The organism is Haloferax sp. s1, assembly GCF_058382125.1.
The window spans coordinates 1-1,997 of sequence record NZ_JBZRPK010000212.1 but is presented as its reverse complement, the minus strand read 5'-3'; the positions used below and the strand labels follow the sequence as shown (position 1 = coordinate 1,997).

General features: G+C 59.6%; 3 protein-coding genes. All 3 read right to left on the bottom strand.

Translation table 11 applies throughout. The features are described from left to right. Positions 1–602, bottom strand: a 602-nt coding sequence (locus tag QT222_RS01795; RefSeq protein ID WP_491476116.1) for an AIM24 family protein, incomplete at its 3' end; no start/stop codon positions are given. Between the two features lie 213 nt (positions 603–815). Next, complete coding sequence (locus QT222_RS01790; RefSeq protein ID WP_491476115.1) at positions 816–1,307, bottom strand: universal stress protein; 492 nt, start codon at positions 1,305–1,307, stop codon at positions 816–818. A gap of 77 nt (positions 1,308–1,384) precedes the next feature. Then, a partial coding sequence (locus tag QT222_RS01785; RefSeq protein WP_491476114.1) for an acyl-CoA dehydrogenase family protein occupies positions 1,385–1,997 on the bottom strand: 613 nt, incomplete at its 5' end.

Genomic DNA, 1,997 nt, shown 5'->3' with positions numbered 1-1,997 from the left:
AACTGGAGTTGGTACGTCTCGCCCGACGAGCGACCGAGCAGTCCCTTGAGGTTGATATCGCGCTTCGGCGAGGGCGAGGCGTTGCCGCTCCATGCGACTGTCGCGTTCGGATCCGTCGTGACCGGCGTTTCGAGCACGAGGGGCGGCCCGTGCGTCGTGATGGCGACGTGGCCAGGCCCTTCGAGGAAGACGTTGAACAGGCCGCCGGAAGAGGCACCGGCGATGCTCTTCATCATCTTGATGTCCCAGTCGATGCTGTTCTCGAACGCTAGCACGTCGTTTCCGTTGACGCTAATTTCCTCTCCGGTGTCGAGTTCGAGAATCTGGACTTCTTTCCCTTGGTCAGCCAAATAGAGGTGCCCGGAGCCGGAGGCTTCCATCATGACCTCCCCTTCGCCGGTCGCCTTCTTTTTCAGCATTCCCTTCAGCCCCCCGGTCGACTTCCGCTCGAACGAGATATCACCGGTGTAGCTCACCATCGACCCGGCTTTGGCCATGATGCTCCCGTCGAGCGTTATGTCGAGGAGTTTCGAGTTTTCGAGTTCGAAGGCTTCGCCACCCTCGGCCGGTGCGTGCGTGTCGATGAATTCGTCTACATCCATTGGAGTCACCGAGTCGTAGCGGAGACGACTCTGTTTAGATGACTGTCTGTCCAAAGTATAGTTCTATCTGCCAGATGTTGTCTAGTTCACGACTTCTTTGACGGAAATTCGTCGCTCCGTCGGTTGGGGGGAGGTCGTTGAAACGTGTGGGAAAAGCCGACCTGGAGTGGCATTGACGAGCCGTCCCTGCCCGGGGTATCGGCTGTTGGTGCGTCAGGATTCCTCAGTAGTCGGATACTGCTCCTGTTGTGGCTCCAACCCGCTTACAGCAGTCTGAGACCAGTGCCGAACGATGTAGACATCGTATTCGACATTCGCGGCCACTTCACCCCCGACGCTACTAACTGGAGTCACGATTTCCCCGACGTTTTCACTGCCCAAAAACACCACAGTGGGCCGAATATCGGCTGCCGCGGCCCGAATCTCCCTCGCAATCGATTGGGGGCTCGAAGATGTCGTACGTTCGTAGCGAAAGGTCGCATCGGGAGACAGCTCCGTTACTTCCTCACGAAGCGACTCGACCACGGATTCGATGTCGAAGGTCTCCTCCGACTGAGTCCATCCCTGCTGGCGGAGGTACACCTCGTCATCCGGAATGACGCTGACCACAACCACCGATTCGTCGAGCGCTTCTGCGTATTCCGTGGCTCGAACGAGCGCAGCCCGCGCCAAGGACGAGCCATCGAACGGGACCATGAAGGTCATACCTCAACGTAGGCTGGCCGTCAACTAAGTCTCTGCTCAGCACATCGGTGAAACTGTTGTGTGAACAGACGACGTGCTTAGAGGCTGCCCTGCCGGTAGATGAGGTTGCGCTGAATCTCGTTTGCACCCTCGTAGATGACCGGGATGCGAACGTCGCGGTAGACACGGGAAATCTTGTACTCGTTGAGGACCGAGCGACCGCCGTGAAGTTGCATGCCGCGTTCGGCCACGTCGACGGCCATTTCGGTCGATTTCGTCTTTGCAGAGGCGGCCCAGAAGCCGGCGTCCTCGCCGTTTTGGACCTTCTCCGCGGCGCGCCAGTTCAGCGCGCGGGCCGATTCGAACTCCATGCGCATGTCCGCGAGGATGTGCTGGACTGCTTGGAACTCCGAGACGTTACGACCGAAGGCCTTCCGGCCGTGGACGAAGTCCCACGCCTCCTCGATGGCGGCCGCGGCGAGACCGAGACTGTGGCCGCCGACGATGACGCGACCGTGGTTGAAGAAGTCCGCGAGCATGTAGAAGCCGCCGCCTTCGGCTCCGATGAGGTTCTCCTCGGGAACCTCGCAGTCGTCGAAGACGATGTGGCCCTGTTTCGACGCGCGCATACCCATCTTCTCGGGGATGTGTTCGGCCTCGTAGCCGGGCGTGTCCGTCGGAACGACGAACATCGAGTAGTTGGAGTAGCGG

Bases quoted from the DNA above. Each gene is read 5' to 3' on its own strand.
- QT222_RS01790 (WP_491476115.1), bottom strand. From the start codon at position 1,307: ATGACCTTCATGGTCCCGTTCGATGGCTCGTCCTTGGCGCGGGCTGCG.